The sequence below is a fragment of the Bacillus sp. P4_D3 genome, assembly GCF_056401855.1.
In genome coordinates this window covers 1-7,678 of the sequence record NZ_JBFUIN010000131.1, presented here as the reverse complement: position 1 = coordinate 7,678, position 7,678 = coordinate 1, and the positions used below count along the sequence as shown (strand labels likewise).

Annotated in this window: 6 protein-coding genes; 1 reads left to right on the top strand and 5 read right to left on the bottom strand. The window is 38.2% G+C overall.

Translation table 11 applies throughout. The features are described 5' to 3' along the window. Positions 1-53 precede the first annotated feature (53 nt). Entirely contained in the window at positions 54-464 is a 411-nt protein-coding gene (locus AC1DTM_RS14470) for a DUF3908 family protein (protein ID WP_002158830.1), read from the top strand. Between the two features lie 30 nt (positions 465-494). On the opposite strand, the gene AC1DTM_RS14465 is transcribed toward AC1DTM_RS14470, so the two are convergent. The 5 genes from AC1DTM_RS14465 to odhB all read right to left on the bottom strand — a co-directional run. Next, entirely contained in the window at positions 495-1,085 is a 591-nt protein-coding gene (locus tag AC1DTM_RS14465) for a class I SAM-dependent methyltransferase (protein WP_002158829.1), read from the bottom strand. Positions 1,086-1,177: 92 nt separating this feature from the next. Continuing rightward, positions 1,178-2,740 carry a SagB family peptide dehydrogenase gene (locus tag AC1DTM_RS14460; RefSeq protein ID WP_477000387.1) on the bottom strand — a complete coding sequence of 521 codons (1,563 nt, stop codon included), beginning with the start codon at positions 2,738-2,740 and terminating at the stop codon, positions 1,178-1,180. Between the two features lie 22 nt (positions 2,741-2,762). Then, positions 2,763-4,712 carry a TOMM precursor leader peptide-binding protein gene (locus AC1DTM_RS14455; protein ID WP_477000386.1) on the bottom strand — a complete coding sequence of 650 codons (1,950 nt, stop codon included), beginning with the start codon at positions 4,710-4,712 and terminating at the stop codon, positions 2,763-2,765. After that, complete coding sequence (locus AC1DTM_RS14450; protein ID WP_477000385.1) at positions 4,709-6,628, bottom strand: putative thiazole-containing bacteriocin maturation protein; 1,920 nt, start codon at positions 6,626-6,628, stop codon at positions 4,709-4,711. Before AC1DTM_RS14450 ends, AC1DTM_RS14455 begins: the two co-directional genes overlap by 4 nt. Before the next feature lie 125 nt (positions 6,629-6,753). Then, the coding region (odhB, locus tag AC1DTM_RS14445; protein ID WP_477000384.1) for a 2-oxoglutarate dehydrogenase complex dihydrolipoyllysine-residue succinyltransferase at positions 6,754-7,678 on the bottom strand (925 nt) is incomplete at its 5' end.

Genomic DNA, 7,678 nt, shown 5'->3' with positions numbered 1-7,678 from the left:
GTCATATAGTATTTATTTTTTAATAAAGCAATGAACGAACCAGGGGGCACAGTATGGCAATTAACATGAATACAATCGAAGAATGGATTGCTGAATCAAATGCAAGAAACGAAGAAGACTTAGGAAACGTTGTTGAAGAGATGAAAGAAGTCTGTGTCGGACTTGATAACGCGACATTAATTTATACGAAAAACGTATTTTGTTTCGGTAAGAAAGTAGAAGTATTGTTCTTCTTCCAAGATCACGTCGTTATCGGAGAAGAGAAGGAAGAGTATATTGAGATTGGAAAATTAAAGTATGATGATATTACAAATAGTAACTTAAAAACAAATGATAAAAATACAACGTTAGAATTAAAGTTTGCTAACGGACAATCTATCAGTTTAGATAGTCTGAATGATAACTACGGCACGAAAAATTGGTTATTTGCAAGACAAATTAAGAGTATTTTTAAATTAATCTAGTAAAAAGCAGACCCCTAATGGTCTGCTTTTTTACTTATTTCCTATTACGCAAAGGCACCCTCTTTCTTCGTAACATTTCACGCTTGTAAATCCCGTCTTATAAAAAAGGTTTACTAATTCTTCGGTCGTCTTAAATTTATCCATATGATATTGAATTTTGAAAGTTTCAGCGACTAGTAAAAAGGATCCGTTCGGTTTTAAGACGCGAAATACTTCTTTCATATCATTCTCAACATCAGGCCAAAAGTAATGAGTTTGAAAGGCAGTAATGAGATCGAAGAAGTTTGTAGTGTATGGAATCGAGGACACGCTTGCCTGATGAATGATTATTTTTTCTGTTTTTACATCCTTCATATTGGTTTTCTTTGAGTTTTCAACAGCTTGTTCTGAATAGTCAATGCCGTATATTTTTCCGTGGGGAGTTAGTCTTGAAAGGCTATGTATTGTTTTCCCACCTCCGCAACCGATATCTAAAATAACTGCATCTTCACGTATATGTATTTTTTGTAAAGCCCAATTTGTTAGTCTCGTATGCGCAGCATTCATAATGCAAAGCATAGAGGAACCAATTGTCCCGCGAGGATTTTTCGCTTGCTCGATTAATTGTTGTAAAATACTCAATTCAAACTCTCCTTTTATATAAGAATATGTATTTATTTCGCTTTTAATAATTTAACTCCTCTAAAAAAAGCACGCCGTCTACCGGCGTGCTTCTAATTATGCAAGGACCCTTTTAGCCAATTCCGAGCTCGATACGCCCCAACCGGAATTTGAATGAGTGAAGTTTCATTTCCGGCATCTATCCCGTACAATTGATCACATGAATTTGTATCAAAACTTAGTAACGGATGCCCGCCCATCCCCATAGCGTTCGCAGCTAAAACAAGTTTATGAACGAGCATGCCAGCTTCCATTTGATGAATTCGATATCCTCTATAACCTAATTTACTTTTATAGTAATCTTTATTTCCGATTACATGTAGACAAAGTGGTACTTGAAAAAGATTTACGTTATCCATCGTCATACTAGATTGAAGCGGATAACGAAGGTCTCCGTACCGAATTGGCTGTATGGAATGTGTCCTACTGTTATAAGCGTAAGCGCCGTTTTCTATGTCTTTTACGTTATAAAAACATCCATACAGTGAGACTCGTGCGTTTTTATTTAAATGTTTGCCATCAAGGTCGTTGTAATAAGGGAAGGAGAGGCTCGCTTCTTGTAGTAAAGTAGCGAGCTCGGCTGCATCCCATTTCGTTAAAATGAAGTCAGAATCAGGTGAATATCGTTTTTTACAAAGTTGTAAGAAATCATAAGATAAACGCTCTACTTGCGGTAGCTGCACAGTATGTGAACTATATTGATAATTTTCTGCATGTGTTAACGTTTGAAAGTATTCGGTGGATTCGATCATAGATGCCGCGTTTATTTTTTTTATCATCGGATAGTCATCTACATGTTTTGAACGAACGAAATGCTCATGTGTTAACGGCGGGATTTGCTGCAGTAAGTTATGAGAAGTAACTGTTTTATTTTCACGATGATCGTTGTGAAACCAATCTGTATTCGGTTCTGTACGTAAAGGAATAACAGCATACACACTTTCTTCACCTTCAGACAGTCCAAGTAAATGATTCATTGCCCGGTCTAGAAACTGAAAATATACACCATTTGTATAACCGAATTGTTTTGCACATTCAAGTAATTGACCGATGAGCACACCGCTATCTAATCCTTGCAGACGATACGAAAAGTTATTGTATTTAAAGAAGTTTTTCCAAAACATAGTGGATACGAATGCAGCACCAAAACAAGAATGAATGTTACAACGATTGCCGAGTGCTTCTGTAAGATAAGAATCGAAATTTCCTTCGCGAAGTAAGATAAGACGGTGATGTGCGGCGTCGTAATGGTAAATGCCATCTGGATAATGATCAATTTTTAAATACATATATAATTCATTTGGATATAAAGCACCCCCAGAAGGGATGAATCTTCGAAATAGAGTCGTTGTTTTATTATTTTCTAGGTTAGTAGTAGGCTGACATAATTGTGTTAAAMCAAATGAGTACCAAAGATAATGACCGATTTCCTCTAAGTTAGGTTTAGTAGAAGAATTCCGCAAAGTTAATGGGATTTCTAAAGAGAGAGGGATGACTGGTAAATTTCGATATAATTTATAAGGAAGTGGTGCGTCTTCCCAATCAATCTCTTTATCGGACGACATAATTTCATTAATAGAAAAATGGAGATGATGTAAAAAAGTATCCAGTTGCATCAAATTTCCCCCTCACTATGAATTATGGAAACGGATGCGGATGTGGATTTAAACTTTCATTCGTTAAAGGCTCAGCCCTATATCCAAGTGTCATCGGTACGGTATACACTCTATCTAGTCCTGTAACCCGAGTGAGATGGTGACCGAACGTCATCGGTAACATGCCTGGAATAATGACTTTTACACAATGTAAGCCGTTCTTTTCTATAAGGGGGACCGTTTGATCTACAACGATTACTTCAAGTCTAGATTGATGTAGCCGGTTTAAAAGTTGATGAAGATCAGATGTTAAATCCATATCAAATGATTGTAATGCATTCATTTCTTGGAACGTTTGCACCGGAGCATCTTCACGTAAAAGGAAGTGAAGACGTTCTTCCGCTTCTTTCAATCCGTACAGCATACTATGATCTTCCATTTTATTAACGAGGTAGGGATCTTGTAAGCAGTTTTCGTAATACTCTCTTTTTTGATCGAGCTCTTCGTCTGCTATAAGTAACATGCCTGCTATTTCGTGAATTGCACTCTTTAGAGCGCGGATTGGGTCTAAATGAGAGCCTCCTGCACAAACAACGTTTATTCCATTTTCACGCGTATTTTTTGCGATGACCCATAGGCTAGGGATGCCGTGTTCCATCGTTGCGTTAAAAACATGTAATTCATACCCGGTGATCGTGCGTAACCGCTGGATCATTAATTGTAATTCCGTATCCTCTGCTGAACTAAGATCAAGGCGGGGAAGAGGTAATTCGGCATACCAAGTGAGCAAAAAGGCGTCACGCTCTACAATTTCTAAAATGCCGTGAAAAATTGCCTCTTCTAAACTACCACCAATTGCACATCCATTTGATGTTTCATATACGAAAGCATCTCGATGACCGAGGCTATAATAAGCGATTGATTCTGGAACTAAAAGTGGCTGGCTTTGTGATAAAGAGTATCCCCATACCCAGTTTTGCTCATAATCAGGATCAAACGGCTTAAATGGACAAGTATCACGATTGTAATGTTCAATTGTATGCACACCGAGTGTGAGGGGGTTCAGTGCAATATGCTCTAGCTCATGAAAACTACCATGCACATTTGGCTTTTTCCCGCGAGGCGACATACCGCAATATCTTTCTAACCCTTCTAGAATAGCGGTTGCTTCACTAAGTGCGAATGAATGAGTTCGGCCCGCGACACCTTCATTTCCGAACAGTAATGGCATGTTTATAATAACATCAGCAAACGGTAATAAAGAATGTTGCATTTGGCCGTTTAAAATACCAGTCCGGTAATCTAAATAGTCTCTCGTTAAAAATGTGTTTAGCTCATGAATGGAACGACAGCGATACGTTTCAGTACTCGTTTTCAAACTTGGTTGTAAAGAAATTTGAGCTGCATCTGCTGTATCGTCAGACAAATTGCTGCATACCGGACAGAGAGGGTCTGGAAGAAACGAATGCCGGGTACATTGTAATGTTTGTAAGTCCAGTAAAATGAGTTCATTGTCTATAGAAGAATGTTTGTTAGTTAATATCTTCTCTGTTTCAGCATGAATGAGCTGGCACATTTGTAACATTCCATTTTGGGTGGCGCGTACATCACGCCTCGTCACGTTATCTGCTTTTAACGCATATTTCCGTTGTAGTTCCCACATTTCTTTTTGATCAAATCCAGCTATAAACCGGCGTCCATCAGCGCAGTGGGAACATCCAGTTGTAAGAGGCTGAACGTAAGGACCGATAATACCTTCACCAAACGAAGTAAACGCGCGAAGCCACGGAATATTATTTGAGCGAAAGATAAGCTCAGCATCATGATGTACGGAAGAAGGAGACCCGTCATGTAAGACAAGAGCAAAATGAATGTTTTCAGGGAGAGCTGCTGTAATTGTATGCTGGCGGATGAGTGAATATTGCTTACACAATTGCTCATGTACATAGTCTGTGAGTAGGCCATCTCCTATAAGTAATATGTTTTGAGTCATTGGTCATCCTCCTTTGCAATTAATACCCCATATACACCGTCTAAGTTGTCTCTTAAAAATGACTCAATAGCTAAATCAAAAACAAATGGATAAAAGTTGTTTTCCGTTAAATTTTGCAAAGCAACTTGTAAAGACTGTACGCCCGGAATTTCTTCCTCTTCTTGTATTGCTACTCTAACAGAATCCGTACTATATAAAACAATGGATGATTCCGGTAACATATTAGCTTTATAAGGAATCTCTTCATTTTGAATATGAAGGAGTGCTTGTTGCAGGGCATTTCTTAACGCGAGTGTTATATTAATATTTGCCGCACCATACCATCTATCATTAATACCGATCCAAACGACAGGAAAACCAAGTAATTCCTCACTCATTCCTACTTTAGGTATTTCATGAATTGCAGAGAGAGCATCGTAGTAAAACCTACAATGTTTATCATAAATTTCGGTTAAATCAAGCTCTGTAATCTCCTCTAGCATATGTGATTGGCGTTCACATAACTTATTATTTAAATGTTTTTGTAGTGCTCGGTATACACCTTCTGTCATCGTTTCCCCAGCACCAATACCGATATCAGTATGTTCGGGGATAAGACGATGAATCATTTCAGCTACATATGTTTCAACTCCTGTTAAACCAGCTTCGCGGCGTGCTTCATTATGAGTTAATCCACCGCAAGTTATAGTAGGAAGGGGAGAGGTAGGTCCATCTGATAATGGGTTTGCAACTTGAATATAGCACTGTGATAAAGGCAATTGGTGTAAATCTTGTTCATTCCACATGTGGAATATGCCAGCTTCTTTAGAAGTTAACGTATCAAAAAAACGAAAAAGTTCAGTTGAAGTATATTGTCCGGAACGATGGGCAAGGTTTTCTTGAAGATTTTGCACTGTGTCAATTGTAAAGATTTCATCGGTTGCGAGAAGATGTTTTATGAAAGGGTGCCACTTTCCTTCAAGTGTTTCCAAGTTTAATAAAAAGAATTGAGGATTATGCTGCCTGTGTGAACCTTCAGCGACATGTTTAAATAACTCAAAAACGATAACATTTGCTAACATTGCAGATGCAATTGGTGAGAAAGGTTCAGGTGGATTTTCACTTTGTAAAGTAGTTTCGTGTAGACGATGCCAAGCTGATTCCCAACATTCTTCACGGTCTGCGGTTACGACGGGTCCAGCTAAACCAATTCTTGATAAGCAAATAGCTGGTATGAAATTTTTCCTAAACTCTCTACAAATAGTATGGATTGCTCTTAAACTTTCAATATCTCCATTTTGGGAAACGTATAAAATCCAGTCGAAAGGCTCGAATACTTCATGTAAAGGACGATCAATTGCAATATCTATTTCTTGAATAAGTACATTGTCATCATTTGCATATGCACGTTCGCTTAGTTCATGAATTCGATCGTAGTTTGTTTCAGCACGATCTGTAACAAGATAATGAAATGTAGGTAAACCAGATTCTAATAAAGAAGAAACTAGGGAAGTAAGCATATCGCCAGAACCAATTATAAGCACATTTGCTGYGCGGTACCTTTCGAATTTTAAAGCGCCTGAATGGGAATCAGCTTCTAAAAACTCAATTTGCGAAGCGTATCTGTCGAGTAATGCACTGTTTAATTCGTGGGGAGCATCTTGGCTTACATCACGAATGAAACCATTTTCATATAAAATCTCTCCAATTTCAAATACACGATTTTGATAGGGGAGAGGGAGACCATCGGTTATTTCTGTCAAAGAATGATTACCGTTAAACATAGGCATTAATTTCTCAATCCAGTCATAAATTCCATCACCATCCATACGGAATGAACTGGAGTTATTTCGAAAGTAAACACCCCCGTTTGAATCGGGGAGGAAGAAAGTATCCTTATTTGCTTTAAGCTTTGCATGAGCTGGAAGGTTATTCATGTTTATCCCCCTTACGCTTTAGGCATACATTATTAGTCTATGTGGTGTGATTTGTCCCGTATGAATACAATAAAAAAAGGCTGTAGAATGTTTCATTCTACAGCCTTTAATAGATTAATAATCTATCAACCTTCTAATAATAATGATTTTGGATCTTCAAGCATATCTTTAACAGCAACAAGGAAGCTAACTGCTTCTTTACCATCAACAATACGGTGATCGTAAGATAGTGCAAGGTACATCATCGGACGGTTTTCCATACGCTCGTTATCGATCGCAACTGGACGTACTTGGATTTTATGCATTCCTAGAATACCTACTTGTGGGCTATTTAGGATTGGTGTAGACATTAGAGAACCGAATACACCACCGTTTGTAATCGTAAATGTACCACCTTGTAGCTCTTTTAATGAAAGTTTATTATCGCGTGCTTTCAGACCTAAATTACGAATCTCGCTTTCAATTTCAGCGAAGTTCAATTGGTTAGCATCGCGTACAACTGGAACAACTAATCCATCTGGAGCTGCTACTGCAATACCGATATCATAGAATTTTTTAATGATAAGCTCATCGCCTTGAATTTCAGCATTTAATAATGGGAATTGTTTTAATGCTGCAACAACTGCTTTTGTGAAGAATGACATAAAGCCAAGACGTACATCATGTTTTTTCTCGAAAGCATCTTTGCGTTCTTTACGTAATTCCATGATTGCACTCATATCAACTTCGTTAAATGTAGTTAACATTGCAGATGTTTGTTGAACTTCTACAAGACGTTTTGCAATTGTTTGACGGCGGCGGGACATTTTCACACGCTCAACTGGTTTTTCGAATTCAGTTTTTGCAACTGGAGCCGGACTTTGTTTTGGAGCAGCTGGTGCTTCTTTTGGAGCTGCAGCGTGAGCTTGTACATCATGTGGTCTCACACGTCCAAGTAGATCTGTACTACGTACGTCGTTTAAGTCGATTCCTAATTCACGAGCCATTTTGCGAGCAGCTGGTGATGCGATAGGACGATTTGTATTTGGTAAACCTTGCAATGCTTTATTT